Origin of the sequence: Photobacterium frigidiphilum (assembly GCF_003025615.1) — a bacterium.
In the GTDB taxonomy this organism is placed as follows: domain Bacteria; phylum Pseudomonadota; class Gammaproteobacteria; order Enterobacterales; family Vibrionaceae; genus Photobacterium; species Photobacterium frigidiphilum.
The window spans coordinates 15,353-32,131 of sequence record NZ_PYMJ01000019.1 but is presented as its reverse complement, the minus strand read 5'-3'; the positions used below and the strand labels follow the sequence as shown (position 1 = coordinate 32,131).

Annotated in this window: 13 protein-coding genes and 2 tRNA genes; 3 read left to right on the top strand and 12 right to left on the bottom strand. The window is 43.0% G+C overall.

Features of this window, described 5'->3' with window-relative positions:
• Nucleotides 1-2: 2 nt before the first annotated feature.
• From nusA to rlmE, 9 genes are all read right to left on the bottom strand, one after another.
• Nucleotides 3-1,490: a transcription termination factor NusA gene (nusA, locus tag C9J12_RS17365; RefSeq protein WP_107243862.1), complete on the bottom strand. Its 1,488-nt coding sequence runs from the start codon at nt 1,488-1,490 to the stop codon at nt 3-5.
• A gap of 22 nt (nt 1,491-1,512) precedes the next feature.
• Nucleotides 1,513-1,968, bottom strand: coding sequence for a ribosome maturation factor RimP (rimP, locus tag C9J12_RS17360; protein WP_006230689.1), 456 nt, complete (start codon nt 1,966-1,968; stop codon nt 1,513-1,515).
• 178 nt (nt 1,969-2,146) lie between these two features.
• Nucleotides 2,147-2,223, bottom strand: a tRNA-Met gene (locus tag C9J12_RS17355).
• 58 nt (nt 2,224-2,281) lie between these two features.
• Nucleotides 2,282-2,366: transfer RNA gene (locus tag C9J12_RS17350), tRNA-Leu, on the bottom strand.
• An 11-nt stretch (nt 2,367-2,377) separates the two neighbouring features.
• On the bottom strand, nt 2,378-2,713 hold the full coding sequence (gene secG, locus C9J12_RS17345) for a preprotein translocase subunit SecG (RefSeq protein WP_107243861.1): 336 nt from the start codon (nt 2,711-2,713) through the stop codon (nt 2,378-2,380).
• A gap of 228 nt (nt 2,714-2,941) precedes the next feature.
• Complete coding sequence (gene glmM / locus C9J12_RS17340; protein WP_107243860.1) at nt 2,942-4,279, bottom strand: phosphoglucosamine mutase; 1,338 nt, start codon at nt 4,277-4,279, stop codon at nt 2,942-2,944.
• Nucleotides 4,280-4,377: 98 nt separating this feature from the next.
• Nucleotides 4,378-5,208 (bottom strand): dihydropteroate synthase, encoded by an 831-nt coding sequence (gene folP, locus C9J12_RS17335; RefSeq protein WP_107243859.1) that lies wholly within the window; start codon nt 5,206-5,208, stop codon nt 4,378-4,380.
• Between the two features lie 74 nt (nt 5,209-5,282).
• On the bottom strand, nt 5,283-7,274 hold the full coding sequence (gene ftsH, locus C9J12_RS17330) for an ATP-dependent zinc metalloprotease FtsH (RefSeq protein ID WP_227876388.1): 1,992 nt from the start codon (nt 7,272-7,274) through the stop codon (nt 5,283-5,285).
• A gap of 40 nt (nt 7,275-7,314) precedes the next feature.
• The gene (gene rlmE / locus C9J12_RS17325) at nt 7,315-7,944 is read right to left on the bottom strand and encodes a 23S rRNA (uridine(2552)-2'-O)-methyltransferase RlmE (protein ID WP_107243857.1); all 630 of its coding nucleotides are present in this window, start codon (nt 7,942-7,944) and stop codon (nt 7,315-7,317) included.
• Between the two features lie 138 nt (nt 7,945-8,082).
• Here rlmE and yhbY point away from each other — a divergent pair, with 138 nt between their 5' ends.
• Nucleotides 8,083-8,379 (top strand): ribosome assembly RNA-binding protein YhbY, encoded by a 297-nt coding sequence (gene yhbY / locus C9J12_RS17320; protein WP_107243856.1) that lies wholly within the window; start codon nt 8,083-8,085, stop codon nt 8,377-8,379.
• A gap of 136 nt (nt 8,380-8,515) precedes the next feature.
• Here yhbY and greA read toward each other — a convergent pair whose 3' ends face one another.
• The gene (gene greA, locus C9J12_RS17315) at nt 8,516-8,989 is read right to left on the bottom strand and encodes a transcription elongation factor GreA (RefSeq protein WP_041393886.1); all 474 of its coding nucleotides are present in this window, start codon (nt 8,987-8,989) and stop codon (nt 8,516-8,518) included.
• 485 nt (nt 8,990-9,474) lie between these two features.
• Here greA and C9J12_RS17310 point away from each other — a divergent pair, with 485 nt between their 5' ends.
• Entirely contained in the window at nt 9,475-10,482 is a 1,008-nt protein-coding gene (locus tag C9J12_RS17310) for a porin (RefSeq protein ID WP_107243855.1), read from the top strand.
• 179 nt (nt 10,483-10,661) lie between these two features.
• The gene (gene dacB / locus C9J12_RS17305) at nt 10,662-12,068 is read left to right on the top strand and encodes a serine-type D-Ala-D-Ala carboxypeptidase (protein WP_107243854.1); all 1,407 of its coding nucleotides are present in this window, start codon (nt 10,662-10,664) and stop codon (nt 12,066-12,068) included.
• A gap of 88 nt (nt 12,069-12,156) precedes the next feature.
• Here the strand turns inward: dacB and C9J12_RS17300 are convergent, their stop codons facing one another.
• Both C9J12_RS17300 and carB read right to left on the bottom strand, forming a co-directional pair.
• The gene (locus C9J12_RS17300) at nt 12,157-13,005 is read right to left on the bottom strand and encodes a magnesium transporter (protein WP_107243853.1); all 849 of its coding nucleotides are present in this window, start codon (nt 13,003-13,005) and stop codon (nt 12,157-12,159) included.
• Nucleotides 13,006-13,546: 541 nt separating this feature from the next.
• Nucleotides 13,547-16,768, bottom strand: coding sequence for a carbamoyl-phosphate synthase large subunit (gene carB / locus C9J12_RS17295; RefSeq protein WP_107243852.1), 3,222 nt, complete (start codon nt 16,766-16,768; stop codon nt 13,547-13,549).
• Nucleotides 16,769-16,779: the final 11 nt, after the last annotated feature.

The window sequence follows — 16,779 nt, the reverse complement described above, 5'->3', positions numbered from 1 at the left end:
TATTACGCTTCGTCGCTAAACCAACAAATGTTACGCGCAGCCATAATAAGCTCACCCGCTTTTGCTTCATCCATCTCTTCGAGGTCAAGCAAATCATCTGTGCCTTGGTCAGCAAGATCTTCCAGCGTACAAATACCTTTCGCAGCTAGCTTAAACGCCAATTCACGCTCTAAACCGTCAAGACCAAGAAGATCAGCAGCTGGCTCGACACCTTCAAATGATTCTTCTTGCGCAAGGGCAAGCGTAGTCAGTGCTTCTTTAGCACGAGTACGTAGCTGATTAATTGCGTCTTCATCAAGACCTTCAACATCCATAAGCTCGCTAACTGGAACGTAAGCGATTTCTTCTAGTGTTGTGAAGCCTTCTTGAACCAATAGCGTCGCGAAGTCTTCATCAATGTCTAGGTGTTTAGTAAACGTATCAATCGATACTTGTGCTTCTTCTTTGTGCTTCTTCTGTAGATCTTCTACAGTCATTACATTTAGTTCCCAGCCAGTAAGCTGTGATGCTAAACGGATATTCTGACCACTACGACCAATTGCTTGAGCAAGATTATCTTTCTCAACAGCAATGTCCATTGTGTGGTTATCTTCATCAACAATGATTGAAGCAACTTCAGCAGGTGCCATTGCGTTGATAACATACTGTGCTGCGTTTTCGTCCCAAAGAACGATATCAATACGCTCACCAGCAAGTTCACTAGAAACGGCTTGTACACGTGCACCACGCATACCAACACACGCACCAACTGGGTCAATACGTTTGTCGTTCGTTTTAACTGCAATTTTCGCACGTGAACCAGGATCGCGAGCTGCGCCCATTAGTTCAATCAGCTCTTCACCGATTTCGGGCACTTCAATGCGGAATAGTTCTAACAACATTTCTGCTTTAGAACGTGTCATGAACAATTGGAAACCACGCGCTTCAGGACGCACTGCGTATAAAAGACCACGAATACGGTCACCTGAACGGAAGTTTTCACGAGGAAGCTGATCATCACGTTGGATTACGGCTTCTGCATTATTACCTAAATCGATAATTACTGCATCACGGTTTACTTTTTTAACGATACCAGTGATTAGCTCACCTTCGTTATCCATAAACTGTTCAACAATTTGCTCGCGTTCAGCTTCACGTACTTTTTGTACGATTACTTGCTTAGCAGTTTGTGTTGTAATGCGGTCGAATGTTACTGATTCGATTTCGTCTTCAACAAATCCACCAAGTTCGATGGTTTCATCATCGTATTGTGCCGCTTCAATCGTCATTTCTAATGTCGGTTGAGTGACTTCGTCAACAGCAAGCCAACGACGGAATGTTACAACTTGGCCCGTCTTACGATCGATAGCAACACGAACATCAATTTCAGCTTCGTGTTTTTTCTTAGTAGCTGTTGCCAGTGCGATCTCTAGTGCTTCAAAGATACGCTCACGAGGAACAGCTTTTTCATTGGATACCGCTTCAACGACAGCCAAGATTTCTTTGTTCATTTCTAATGCCTCTGCTTAGCGGTTAGAATTTTGGAATCAGGTTAGCTTTGGAAATATTGCTAAGTGCGAATGTTTCATCATTACCATCGACTTTCAGAGTGATAAGTTCACCCTCAACAGCAACAATGTCACCTTTCCACTTACGACGATTATTCATCGCCATTTTCAACACCAAGTTGACCTCGTGACCAACAAATTGTTGGTAATGTGCAGCTTTGAACAGCGGCCTCTCGAGACCAGGGGAAGACACCTCCAGGTGATAAGCCACAGTGATAGGATCTTCTACGTCCATAACTGCACTGATTTGACGGCTTGCTTCGGCACAATCTTCCACATTAATACCATTTTCATGATCCACGAAAACACGTAATGTAGAATGTTCGCCTGCGCGAATAAATTCCAAGCCTACCAGTTCATAACCTGAAGCATTGACAGACGCCTCAAGTAGTTCGGTTAATTGCATCTCTAAAGCTGTCAAGACAACCCCCTGAAAACAAAAAAAGGGCCAAAAGCCCAGTGAATATCTGAATTGTCATATTTCAGATAATAAAAAACCCCGAATACGGGGTTTTTTATTACTGGACCCTGATTACCACAGCAAGCTGTGATAGAAAAACAACATCTCTATTAAATAGGATAGTCGCTTTTCGGGAAAGTGGTTGCGGGAGCTGGATTTGAACCAACGACCTTCGGGTTATGAGCCCGACGAGCTACCAAACTGCTCCATCCCGCGTCCGAAATCTAAGCGTATTATATCGCTCAGATGTTACTATTACAAGTAACCAGTATAATGGTGCCGAGAAGGGGACTTGAACCCCTACACCTTGCGGCACTAGCACCTCATGCTAGCGTGTCTACCAATTTCACCATCTCGGCTAAATCTTTTATTACTGAGGAATGTCGCTATTTGCAGGCGCAGTCTCAGTTTTTTCTACAACTTGCTCTGAGTTTACGTTACCACTCAGATCTTCCCAGCCACTTTTTTCAGATGCTTGTTTTGCACTCATGTTGCCAAGAACAAGACTAATAATGAAGAAAATTGCCGCACAAACTGTAGTCATTCGGGTCAGAAAGTTTCCAGAGCCGCTAGCGCCAAACAGAGTTCCTGATGCACCAGCCCCAAATGAAGCTCCCATATCCGCGCCTTTACCTTGTTGAACCAGTACTAGGCCAATAACACCAAGCGCAGCCAACAGATAAATCACAAGTAGAATTTCGTACATGGGTTCCACCTATTGTCAATTTTGCTGTGCCGGCTTTTGTTGTAGTACTGCCAGCGCACTCCCATCACTAAGGAGCGGGAGAATACTAGCGAATGCATGTAGATGTGACAAGCACTATTTCATCAAATAGTTATTAAGGCGAGCCACTTGTACAACATTTAAACAAAAACCGACACAAACTATTAAATATCACCTAAAAATAAAAAACGGATGATATTAAACCAATGCTTAACAGTTATCTTTAACTGCTTGAGCGATTTCAAGTGCGTATTGCTGCACTAAATCTGCATTTTCGCCTTCAACCATAACGCGAATCAAAGGCTCAGTACCAGACTTACGTAATAGAACACGGCCAGTATCACCCAACTTAGCTTCAACCGCTTTTTGCGCTGTAATAACAGCATCAGACTCTAACGGATTACCCTCGCCTTTGAAGCGAATATTTTCTAACACTTGCGGGAACAGTGTCATGCCATCGCTAAGTTCTTTCAATGTCATCTTACTACCAACAATTGACGCCATCACTTGCAAGCCAGCAACAATGCCGTCACCTGTCGTGATTTTATCTAATAAGATAACGTGACCTGAATTCTCTGCACCAATTAACCAATTATGCTTCTGCAGTTCTTCCATTACATAACGGTCGCCTACTTTTGAGCGAACAAAGGGAATACCTAAATTTTTCAGGGCAACTTCCATACCAAGGTTAGTCATTAATGTACCAACAACCCCACCTTTTAGTTCACCACGGCGCAATGCATCGCGGGCAACAATATAAGCGATTTGGTCACCATCCACTTTGTTGCCTTCATTATCAACCATGATCACGCGATCGCCGTCACCATCAAGAGCAATACCAAAATCGGCTTTCTCTTCCAATACTTTAGCTTGTAATGCACGTACATCGGTTGCGCCAACTTGGTCATTAATGTTTGTACCATTTGGCTCACAACCAATGGTAATCACTTCAGCGCCAAGCTCTCTGAATACATTAGGGGCAATATGGTACGTCGCACCGTGAGCACAATCGACAACGATTTTATACTCAGAAAGATCATATTGAGAAGGGAAAGTACCCTTACAAAATTCGATGTATCGACCAGCTGCGTCATTGATACGGTATGCCTTGCCTAGCATTGCTGATTCAACGCAAGTCAGTGGTTTTTCCATTTCAGCTTCAATCGCTAATTCAATCGCATCAGGTAATTTTGTGCCTTCCGATGAAAAGAATTTAATACCGTTATCATAATACGGGTTATGCGATGCTGAAATGACAATACCCGCTTCAGCACGGAAGGTACGCGTAAGGTATGCAACAGCAGGTGTTGGCATAGGTCCAGTAAATGCGGCTTGCAGGCCAGCCGCAGCAAGACCGGCTTCTAATGCAGATTCAAGCATGTAACCAGAAATGCGCGTATCTTTACCAATCAATACCTTCTTGGTGCCTTGCTGAGATAAAACACGCCCAGCAGCCCAACCCAACTTCAGTACAAACTCGGGGGTAATAGGACCTTCGCCAACCAATCCACGAATACCATCGGTACCAAAAAACTTACGTTCCGCCATTATATATGCTCCTAGCAATTTCTTTTATTTTTTAACGTGATTCTATAAATATCAGCGTTTAAAAAAACAACGTTATCACATTGAAATCACGCTTGATTTTATTCTTGTGCCAGCGTCATACGACACACTTTTAGCACATCGACAGTTTCTTGTGCATCATGAACGCGAATTATTTGCGCGCCTTTCATTGCTGCAATTGTTGCACATGCTAAGCTGCCGACAAGGCACTCACTTGGCTGTTTATTCAACAACTTTGAAATCATTGATTTTCGAGACATCCCCACTAAAAGAGGGAGTCCAAATTGATGAAATTTATCTAAATGTGCCAGCAATTGATAATTATGCTCCAAGGTTTTACCAAAACCGTACCCTGGATCCAATAACAACTGTTCACGGGCAATGCCTGCTTTTTCACATGCCGCCACTCTTTCAACAAGAAATTCACTCACACCTGTGAATAAATCATCATAATGTGGTTGAGCCTGCATTGTACGTGGCTGGCCTTGCATATGCATTAAGCAAATCGGAACATTGGCTTTTGCTGCAGCCTTTAATGCCCCCTCTTCACGTAATGCGCGCACATCATTGATCAAATCAGCACCTGCAGTAACCGCTTCCGTCATCACAAGCGCTTTACTCGTGTCTATTGATATCCAACAATCAAAGCGCTGCCGAATTGCCTCAATAATGGGTACAACACGTTCAAGCTCTTGCTCTTCTGAAACATCTGCGGCACCAGGGCGAGTCGATTCACCACCGATATCGAGAATACTGGTTCCAGCCTCTAGCATTGCCTCGACATGCCGCAGCGCATGATCAAATTGATTGAATTTCCCCCCATCTGAAAATGAATCAGGGGTAACATTTAAGATCCCCATCGTATGGGGGTAAGACAAATCGAGTGTTTTTTCTTTGCTTGTCAAAATCACGAATCATTACTCCATGATAATTTAAATAAAAAAAACCCCGACACAAGTTCGGGGCTTTAATATTTGAAAGGCAATTAAGCTTGAGGCTTATCGTCTTCTTTTGGTGCTTGTTCTGTTTTTGGCTTTAGCTCTTCGCTGTCAGTTGCAACTGGCTTTTCTTCAGTTTCAACTTTAGCTTCTGCTTTAGCTTCAGGTGCTGACTCTGGTGATGACTTCATTACATCGTCAGTATCGCCCCAACCTTTCGGTGCACGAATTTCTGTTTTACGCGCCATCAAATCATCGATTTGAGCAGCATCAATCGTCTCATACTTCATCAATGCATCTTTCATTGCATGCATGATATCCATATTTTGAGCCAGAATTTCACGAGCACGTTCATAGTTACGGTCGATAAGAGCACGAACTTCCATATCAATAGCACGAGCAGTATCATCAGACATATGTTTAGTCTGGGTAACTGAACGGCCTAGGAAGACTTCGCCTTCATCTTCAGAGTAAAGTACAGGTCCCATCTTTTCAGAGAAACCCCACTGAGTAACCATCTTACGTGCAATATCTGTAGCACGTTCGATATCGTTAGAAGCGCCAGTAGACACTTTATCAACACCGTAGATCAACTCTTCAGCTAAACGTCCGCCGTAAAGGCTTGAAAGCATAGATTCAAGGAATTCACGAGAGTGACTAACACGATCCTTCTCAGGCAAGTACATTGTCACACCCAACGCACGACCACGTGGAATAATTGATACTTTGTACACTGGATCGTGATCCGGTACCAAGCGACCAATAATTGCGTGACCCGCTTCGTGATATGCCGTTGATTCTTTTTGGTCTTCAGACATAACCATTGATTTACGCTCTGCGCCCATCATGATTTTATCTTTCGCCAATTCGAACTCTTTCATTGAAACAACACGCTTGTTACCGCGAGCTGCGAACAACGCCGCTTCGTTCACAAGGTTTGCCAAATCAGCACCAGAGAACCCAGGTGTACCACGAGCAATCAAAGATGGTTCAACATCCCCTTCAAGCGGTACTTTACGCATGTGAACTTTAAGAATCTGTTCACGACCACGTACATCTGGCAAGCCAACCACAACCTGACGGTCGAAACGACCCGGTCGAAGTAATGCTGGATCCAATACATCGGGACGGTTTGTCGCAGCAATAACAATGACACCTTCATTGCCTTCAAAACCATCCATTTCAACAAGCATTTGGTTCAATGTCTGTTCACGTTCATCGTGACCACCACCAACACCAGCACCACGTTGACGACCTACAGCATCAATTTCATCGATAAAAATAATACAAGGCGCTGCTTTTTTGGCTTGTTCGAACATGTCACGTACACGAGATGCACCTACACCAACGAACATTTCAACAAAGTCAGAACCGGAAATAGTGAAGAACGGTACTTTCGCTTCACCGGCAATTGCTTTTGCCAACAGCGTTTTACCCGTACCAGGAGGACCAACCAACAAAATACCTGTTGGAATTTTACCACCTAGCTTTTGGAAACGGCTTGGATCGCGTAGATAATCAACCAGCTCTTTAACGTCTTCTTTTGCTTCATCACAACCTGCAACATCTGCAAACGTTGTTTTGATTTGGTCTTCACTCATCATACGTGCTTTAGATTTGCCGAACGACATGGCGCCTTTGCCACCGCCGCCGCCTTGCATCTGACGCATGAAGAAAACCCAAACACCAATAAGAAGTAACATTGGGAACCACGAGATGAAGATTGAAGCAAGTAAGCTTGGCTCTTCAGGTGGAGTACCCAACACTTTCACATTAGCGTTGATAAGATCGTCTAGTAGTTTCTGATCGTTAAAAACAGGCAGATAAGTGACGTATCGCGTGTTGTCACGCTTAAATACGGTGATTTCACGCTCGTTGAATCGTGCTTCCCTTATCTGATCCTGACCGATTTCACGGACAAACGTCGTATAATCGACTTGACGGCCAGCGCTATCACTAGGACCGAAGCTCTGAAAGACAGACATCAGAACCACAGCGATAACCAACCACAAAATCAAGTTTTTTGCCATGTCACTCAAGGTGTTAGCCCCGCAATAACTTAAAGATGAATGTAGAGTACTACAGTTTGTAACCTGTAGCCACAATATAGACCTCACGAGAGCGATCTCGAGAAGAATCCGGTTTTCTTATTTTTACTACTTTGAACATGTTACGAATTTCAGCTAAATACTGATCAAAGCCTTCACCTTGGAAAACTTTAACAGCGAAGCTGCCATTCGGAGCAAGAACTTGTCGACACATATCTAATGCTAGTTCAACAAGATACATTGCTCTAGGTTGGTCTGAAGCAAGGTTACCGCTCATATTTGGTGCCATGTCTGAAAGGACGACATCAACCATGTTTGGTTGAATGCGTTCTAACAATGCACTTAACACCGCTTCTTCGCGAAAATCCCCTTGCAAGAAGCTGACGCCCGGTAATGAATCCATCGACAAAATATCGCATGCGATAACTTGTCCTTCATCACCAACCACTTCAGCGGCGTACTGTGACCAACCGCCAGGTGCAGCACCAAGGTCAACCACTGTCATGCCAGGTTTTAATAATTTATCTTTCTTTTGAATCTCTTCAATCTTAAAGATGGCACGAGAGCGATAGCCCCTTTTTTGTGCCTCTTGGACGTATTTATCATCAAAATGTTCTTTTAGCCAACGACCAGAGCTGGCCGATTGTTTATTTCTACTCATACTAAACCTAATGAGTTGATGTATTTATCCAGTATACTGCGTTGAAAATGTTCTGCGTATACTAAACAAATTAGTCTTCTAGTCTAGATGGCGTTAGAATGTCGTGTTTTCAACCCTAATTCACAAAATAGAGTCATCATGAATCTAAGCACCAAACAGAAGCAACACCTTAAAGGCCTTGCTCATAATCTAAAACCTGTTGTTCTTATGGGCTCAAACGGTTTAACTGAAGCAGTAATCGCTGAAATCGAAATTGCGCTTAATCACCATGAGCTAATCAAAATCAAGGTTGCTACTGAAGACCGCGAAACCAAAATATTGATTGTTGATGCAATCATTCGCGAAACGAAAGCGGACAAAGTTCAACTAATAGGTAAAACACTCGTTCTTTACCGTCAAACGGAAGAACGAAAAATCGAACTTCCTCGCAAATAAAAAAGGCCGCCAATGCGGCCTTTTTTACATCCACTCATTATGAAATTGTAACATCTACGCTAAAAATAACCGTTCAAATGTAACATTTGCTAACAGTTAAATTTCATTACCGCTTTATTGCTCAAACCGCTATCAATCAAAGATATTGAACTTGCTCGATTTCAAATTCTTTAACGCCACCCGGTGTATGAATAGACACTTCATCACCTTCAAGCTTACCGATTAACCCACGAGCAATCGGCGAGTTAACGGAAATCAGGTTTTTCTTAATATCTGCTTCGTCATCACCAACAATACAATACGTCAGTTCATCATCAGTATTAATATCAATAAGCTTAACAGTCGTACCAAAAATCACTTTGCCGGTATTTTCCATTTTAGTGACATCAATAACCTGAGATACAGAAAGCTTATATTCGATATCTCGAATCTGTGCTTCACAAATACCTTGTTCCTCTCGCGCTGCGTGATACTCAGCATTCTCTTTTAAGTCACCCAATTCACGAGCTTCACCAATCGCCTTTGAAATAATAGGGCGACGCTTTAACAGTATCTCCAGTTCTTCACGTAGGGTTTGTTCACCACGCACAGTCATTGGAACCTTTTCCATAAATATTACTACCTCAGTGCACCCCAAGACGCTCGTTACTCTTAGGGTAAAAAAAGCCAGACCAGCATTGGCTGAACCAGCAGGGTTTAAAGGGTTACTGTCATTTTAAACAAAGATGGCAAAGAGATCACCTTCGAAAGTCATTATTACTGAACTCTTACAAAAGTCAGCCTGTAACACAACCAAGCAGCATAAAGATGTGTTAAACCTCACAATTTAATCAACAGTAACGATTTAAACATCAGAAAAGATATCAACAAAACTCTAAATACAACTAAATCAACACGACAGCATCGAACTTTTTTACAATTAAATAAAACACTGATAAATAAAAGGATAAATACAAATATAGCTCTCAGATTATCCCCATGTAGTATTTTTCAGTTTTTTTTACTAACAAAAAACAAAATAGACAAGTAAAAAGAACGCCATGCATTTGGAACTTAAATGTACATAAATAAAATAATTTTAAAAAGGATTCGGCAATGAACAAGAAACTGATTGCTTTAGCAGTAGCAGCAGCATCTATCTCTTCTGTAGCAACAGCAGCAGAAGTTTACTCAGACGAAACATCTAGCCTAGCAGTTGGCGGTCGTTTTGAAGCGCGTGCAGTACTAGCTGACGTAGAAAAAGACAACAGCAACAAAACAAGCAGCGAAGTGTCTGATAAGAGCCGCGTACGTATTAACGTTGCTGGTAAAACAGACATCACTGAAGATTTCTACGGTGTTGGTTTCTTTGAAAAAGAATTCAGCAGCGCTGACAGCGACAACGACGAAACACGTTATGCATACGCTGGTGTTGGCAGCCAATACGGTCAGCTAGTATACGGTAAAGCTGACGGTTCTCTAGGCATGATCACTGACTTTACAGATATCATGGCATACCACGGTAACGAAGCGGGTAACAAACTTGCTGCTGCTGACCGTACAGACAACAACCTTAGCTACGTGGGTTCTTTCGACCTTAATGGCGACAACCTAACAGTTAAAGCGAACTACGTATTTGGCGGTAGCGAAGACACTGAAGGTTACTCTGCTGCAGCAATGTACGCTATGGACATGGGTCTAGGCTTTGGTGCTGGCTACGGCGAGCAAGACGGTCAAGATGGTCAAGACAAAACTGGTAAGCAAGCATTCGGTGCTATCTCTTACACAATCAGCGATTTCTACTTCTCTGGTCTTTACCAAGATTCACGTAACACTGTAGTTAACAACGATCTAATCGATGAATCTACTGGTTACGAATTCGCAGCAGCTTACACATACGGTAAAGCAGTATTCATTACTACTTACAACTTCCTAGAAGATTCTAACGCGTCAGGCGATGCATCTGACCTTAGAGATTCTATCGCTATTGACGGTACTTACTACTTCAACAAGAACTTCCGTACTTACGCATCTTACAAGTTCAACCTACTTGATGCTAATAGCTCAACTACTAAAGCACAAGCTTCAGATGAGTTCGTTCTTGGTGCACGTTACGACTTCTAATCCCACTTGGATTAGTTAAGCTTAACGCTGATACTTTTAAAAACGCAGATCGTAAGATCTGCGTTTTTTTATGTTTATACCCAAGCTACCTCAAGATGTTCGTTTCCTGTATCTTGAGGTAACTTGGGTATATCTACTATATGATTAGCACTATTCTTTTCAGATAATTGTGCATACTCATGTTTAAACAAATCTTATCACTGTCACTGCTCGTTATGAGTCTGCCTTCACTGGCTGCGTTCAATCCCCAAGCCGCCATCAATAAACTGCCTAACGGGCACGATTTAGCGTTAATGATCGTTGACCCTGCAACCAATCAGGTGCTTTATTCTCAGCGTACAGAGCAATTACAAGCCCCAGCGAGCACACAAAAAGTGATCACAGCGCTTGCCGCTAAGCTCTATCTTGATGACAACTACCGCTTTAATACCGATCTTGAAGTGAGTACTAACGATGTGGTTCTTCGCTTTACTGGCGATCCAACACTATCCCGTACTGAACTCGCCTCGCTATTGAAAACACTGAAAAAAAATAACCTTTCAACGATCAAAGGTAACCTATACCTAAACGGCAATGCTTTCTCCGGTTATGAGCGCGCAGCTGGCTGGCCATGGGATATTTTAGGCGTTTGCTACAGTGCGCCATCAAGCAGCATTACACTTGAACACAACTGTGTACAAGGCGCTTTATACAGTAATAAAGCGATCGGTCAGAAAACGCGTATTAACATTCCCAGTCACCAGCCGATTAAAGCGACAACGAATGCGCTTATCGTGACAAAAGAACAACAAAAACAACAACACTGCGAATTAGAATTAGTTGCAAATCTGAGTAACAACTATCAGCTAAGTGGCTGTTTACCACAAAGTAAGAAACCACTGCCGTTAAACTTTGCCGTGCAAAATACCGAAGCCTATACCGCTGCAGTGATTCAGCAGGAATTAAAACGTACGGGGATCCAGCTAAAAGGCAAAATTCTACGAAATGACAATATAAAAGGTAAACGCATTGCACGTCATCAATCGGCACCGCTGTCGGAACTGATCGATATTATGCTGAAGAAATCAGACAACTTAATCGCTGATAACTTAACCAAAACATTAGGGCGTGAATACTTTAAACAAGCAGGCACATTCAACAATGGCGTGGCAGCAATCAAAGCCATTTTACAGGAACAAACCAATATCGACTTAACCGATACTGTAATGGTCGATGGTTCAGGCTTATCGCGTAATAACCGCATAAAAGCAAGCTCACTGATGCAAGTGATCACTCACCTCTATAACAACCCTTCACTGGGTTTACTGAAAAATATGCCAGTATCAGGAGAAAGTGGCACGTTACTTTACCGACAAAGTCTTCGCCAAGCGCCACTGAAGGGCAATATAGTCGCCAAAAGTGGATCGTTATATGGCAGTTACAATCTAGCAGGAATGATTAAGACCCAATCAGGTAAAGCACTGTTGTTTGTCCAATTGGTAAATAACTATTTTCCGCCAGACAATTCGACGAATGATAAACCTACCACGCCACCCATCACTGAATTTGAAAAAGCCTTATATCTAAGTATTTATAACGAATATTAAGAGAACTTAGATAAACCTGCGGTTTAAAACAACAAAGCCCTAACGTATCAAATACGTTAGGGCTTTCGTTATGATTTCTAGCTTAATGCTACGATAATCCAAGCATCCAATTGACGGTGGTAAAGTAAATCATCATACCGGTGATGTCGACCACAGAGGCCAATACAGGGCTAACCAATACAGCAGGATCTAACCGGCATGCCCGTGCCACCATTGGCAGTACACCACCGACACTCGTTGATAATACAACCTGAAGCGAGATTGCCATGCCAATTGCCATTGCTATATCTTCTAGGTTCATACCTGCAGGCAACGAGCTGCTATCGCTGAACATCATCACACGCCCCATAATCACCGCGGCTAATACGCTAGCCATGATGATTGATACGCGAAATTCTTTCCACAATACGAGTAGCCAGTCTTTACACCGTATCTCTTCCATCGCGAGCGCCCTTACCACCAGGGTTGCTGCTTGCGAGCCAGTATTACCACCAGCAGCCGCAATAACGGGCATATAGATGGCGAGTAATACTAACTGGCTTAATGTATCTTCATAATGAGAGATAATTAAACCGGAAACAATACCGAGTAAAGCCAACCCCACAATCCAACCGATACGCTCACGTACATGGCTCATCACACTGTTTTTCAGATAATGGCCAGCAGGCTCAGCTTCAGAGCACAGCAAACCAAGCCCACTCGCTAAGTGGCGCATACGCACTTCTTCACCCAATTCATCTAACCGATCAAGTAGGTTTTGGACATGACGTAGCGGGCACTCATGGAGCACACCAGTGGCCTCTGTCATTGGCATCACAACTAATAATTTCGCTTGTTCATCAAAGGTGTATTTTAAAAATGCATTTCGTGCAGCCAGAATATCATTCTGACCATAGTTTTCCGTTACAGCATCTGCTGCATAGTTCATTACCGCCATGGCGAATCTCCCGATTGGCATAGTTACAGTAACGACCATCAAAATTTTGCCACGATACAAGGTAAACGTGCTTTTTACTCTTTGCTGTAATACTAAAAAATAGCGCTACAAACAACAGCAAAATGCCTGTCATTTACGACTTATTGACATAATTCAACATTGAGAATAAAGGAAGAAAATCGAGGAAATATTGTCAGATTGGGTATAAAAAAATATACAAATAAGGACAAGCTATTCCGAACCCTAGCAGGATCGGAAACATAGGAGACCGACACCATTAAAGGGTTTGATTTTCCACCTTCATACTCGGAGGATGGTCGGTATCGTTCATTGAAATCTCCAAAATTTGCCGCTTGTTGCGACGTCGGTAATTGTACGCAATTCAATTCTGAGTTCAAGATCTATATGAGTTAAAAGTGATACAAATTGTGATGGTTACCACGCCTACCTGCCTAATTCGCGAATATAAAAAAACCCACCAAAAGGTGGGTTTCTAAAATATAAGCAATATACCGTTAAGATTGCATCTTAATGGTAGTGATTATGCCTTAATACGAGCGTGAAGCTCTTGCAAAGATGTAACGTGGCCACGGTCATCGGCAGTGTGAGCCATACACGTTGCAAATGCAGCATTTAGCGTAGTGGTGTAATTCACCTTTTCAGCTAACGCGCCGCGACGAAGTACTTTAGAATCTTCAATCGCTTGACGACCTTCTGCCGTGTTCACAATATAGCTGTATTCATTGTTCTTGATACGGTCAAGAATATGAGGACGACCTTCGTGTACCTTGTTCACTAGGCGTGGATTAATACCCGCTTCACCTAGAATCACAGCGGTACCATGCGTCGCATCTAGCTGGTAACCAAGCTTAATAAGCTTAGATGCTAAATCGACAACACGTTGCTTGTCATTATTACGTACTGATAATAGTGCGCGACCACCATCTTCATACTCTTTACCACAACCAAGATCAGCTTTAGCAAATGCTTCTGCGAAAGTATCACCAAAGCCCATAACCTCACCCGTTGAGCGCATTTCTGGGCCTAACAGTGGATCAACACCAGGGAATTTGTCGAATGGCAGAACCACTTCTTTAACCGAGTAATACGGTGGAATGATTTCTTTGGTGAAACCTTGAGATTCAAGAGATTGACCAGCCATTACACGTGCAGCAATTTTCGCTAGCGGTGCACCCGTTGCTTTCGAAACAAATGGGACAGTACGCGCAGCACGAGGGTTAACTTCAATTAAGTAAACTTCGTTATCTTTCACTGCAAACTGGGTATTCATCAAACCACGAACACCTAGCTCGAATGCTAGCTTTTTCACTTGCTCACGCATTACGTCTTGGATTTCTTTACTTAGCGTGTAAGCAGGCAGTGAACATGCTGAGTCACCTGAGTGAACACCCGCTTGTTCGATATGTTCCATGATGCCGCCGATAACAACTTGCTCGCCATCACAAATGGCATCAACATCGACTTCAACTGCATCATCTAGGAAACGGTCAAGCAGTACTGGTGATTCGTTAGAAACACTTACCGCTTCATTGAAGTAACGGCGAAGATCTTGCTCGTCATAAACAATTTCCATCGCACGGCCACCTAAGACATACGATGGACGCACAACTAATGGGAAACCAATAACACGTGATTTCTCTATTGCCAGTTCCATTGTTGTAACAGTGGCATTCTCTGGCTGTAGCAGACCTAAACGATCAACTGCTTGCTGGAAGCGTTCACGGTCTTCTGCACGGTCGATAGCATCAGGGCTAGTACCAATAATCGGTACACCAGCGGCTTCAAGTTCACGAGCCAGTTTAAGTGGTGTTTGACCACCGTATTGAACAATAACGCCTTTTGGCTTTTCAACACGCACAATAGCCAGCACATCTTCTAGTGTTACTGGTTCAAAGTACAAACGATCTGATGTGTCGTAATCAGTTGAAACCGTTTCAGGGTTACAGTTAACCATGATTGTTTCATAACCATCTTCACGTAACGCTAATGATGCATGTACACAACAGTAATCGAATTCAATACCTTGACCGATACGGTTAGGGCCACCGCCCAGAATCATGATCTTATCTTTATCTGTTGGCTGTGCCTCACACTCTTCATCATATGTAGAGTACATGTAAGCCGTGTCAGAAGAGAATTCAGCCGCACAAGTATCAACGCGCTTATAAACTGGGTGAATGTCGTGCTGGTCACGTAATTTACGAATTTCACTCTGTGCAACACCGAGCAATTTCGCTAAACGCTCATCAGAGAAACCTTTACGCTTGAGCTTACGAAGTTCAACGGCATTTAGGCCCGCAAAACCGTTATCTTTAACTTTTTGCTCATCTTTAACGATGTCTTCTATTTGCACCAAGAACCAACGGTCAACATTCGTTAAGTTGAATACACCATCAACCGACATACCTGAACGGAATGCATCAGCAATGTACCAAATACGCTCGGCACCTGGTTCTTTCAGCTCATGACGAATCTTGCTCATTGCGTTTGGTTCGTCTAGGTCAACCATTTCATCAAAGCCTGTTGCGCCAACTTCTAAGCCACGCAATGCTTTCTGTAATGATTCCTGCTGATTACGACCAATCGCCATCACTTCACCCACAGACTTCATCTGTGTCGTTAGACGGTCATTAGCACCCGCAAACTTTTCAAAATTGAAGCGAGGAAGCTTCGTTACAACATAATCGATAGTCGGTTCAAATGATGCAGGTGTCGCACCGCCCGTGATGTCGTTCATTAGCTCATCAAGGGTGTAACCAATCGCCAGTTTCGCCGCAATTTTTGCAATTGGGAAACCTGTCGCTTTAGAAGCAAGCGCAGATGAGCGCGATACGCGTGGGTTCATTTCGATGATAACCATACGGCCATCTTTCGGATTAATACCAAACTGTACGTTTGAACCACCCGTTTCAACACCAATTTCACGCAGTACCGCTAGCGATGCATTACGCATCAACTGGTATTCTTTATCTGTTAGTGTTTGTGCTGGTGCAACCGTAATTGAGTCACCAGTGTGAACACCCATCGCATCAAAGTTTTCAATCGCACATACGATGATACAGTTGTCGTTTTTGTCACGAACAACTTCCATCTCGTATTCTTTCCAGCCAATTAACGATTCATCGATAAGTAATTCGTTAGTCGGTGAAAGATCTAAACCGCGAGTACAAATTTCTTCAAATTCTTCTTTGTTATAAGCGATACCACCACCGGAACCACCCATCGTAAACGATGGACGAATGATACAAGGGAAACCCACCATATCGAGAACTTTGTAAGCTTCTTCCATTGTTTTGGCAGTATCGGCATTAGGACACTCCAAACCGATAGATTTCATTGCTTTGTCAAAACGTGAACGGTCTTCAGCTTTATCAATTGCATCAGCTGTAGCACCAATCATTTCAACATTGAATTCTTTTAGTACACCGCGTTTTTCAAGTTCTAGTGCACAGTTAAGTGCAGTCTGACCACCCATTGTTGGCAATACAGCATCAGGGCGCTCTTTCGCTATGATATTACGCACAACTTCCCAGTGAATTGGCTCGATGTAGGTTGCATCGGCCATGTCTGGGTCAGTCATAATAGTTGCAGGGTTCGAGTTAACCAGAATAACTCGGTAACCTTCTTCACGCAGCGCTTTACAAGCTTGTGCACCTGAATAGTCAAACTCACATGCCTGACCGATAACAATCGGACCAGCACCTATAATCAGAACACTTTTTATGTCAGTACGTTTTGGCATTTCTTACTACT